2 protein-coding genes are annotated in these 634 nt (G+C 44.5%); both read left to right on the top strand.

Going from position 1 to position 634, the window contains the following annotated elements; translation table 11 throughout:
• The coding region (ctaF, locus tag ACWHAR_RS28660; protein WP_452088647.1) for a cytochrome c oxidase subunit IVB at window positions 1-218 on the top strand (218 nt) is incomplete at its 5' end.
• A gap of 27 nt (window positions 219-245) precedes the next feature.
• Window positions 246-634, top strand: a 389-nt coding sequence (locus tag ACWHAR_RS28665) for a cytochrome c oxidase assembly protein (RefSeq protein WP_452088648.1), incomplete at its 3' end; no start/stop codon positions are given.

The raw sequence follows: 634 nt of genomic DNA on the forward strand, positions 1-634 counted from the left end.
CGATTGTTGCATTTCTGACTGTGGCCACGGACGGTGTCGGCAGCTGGTTTACGATTCCTTTCATTATTTTGCTAGCTGCAATTCAAGTCATCTTTCAGCTGTATTATTTCATGCATATGAATCAGAAAGGGCATGAGGCGCCGGCACTGTTTTTGTATTCAGGGGTGTTTGTCGCGTTTATCACTGTGCTTGCGTTTGTGACAATTATATGGTGGTAATTTGAAACAGCCGCCGGAGGTGAAGAAATGAATCAGTTGGAGATATTCGGGTTTCGCGCGATGTGGAGCCCTTATCTTTTTTGTATCCTGTTAGGCATTACGGCGCTTTATCTCTATTTTTACAGGCGAATGTCTTCAAAGCCGAATCGAATAACTGGTAAAGAGATGGTGTGCTTTCTGTCGGCGATGCTGTTTTTATATGCAGCCGAGGGAAGCCCGGTTGACCTGCTCGGACATATTATGTTCAGCGCGCATATGGTGCAGATGGCCGTCCTGTATTTGGTTGTCCCTCCACTGTTAATCGCGGGAATTCCTGCATGGCTCTGGGAAAAAATTATTTTCAGGCCTTCAATCAAACCGGTTTTTTCCTTTTTTACAACGCCTTTAATTGCTTTGCTTTTGTTTAACGGCATTTT

It is taken from the genome of Bacillus sp. LR--39, from assembly GCF_053613335.1.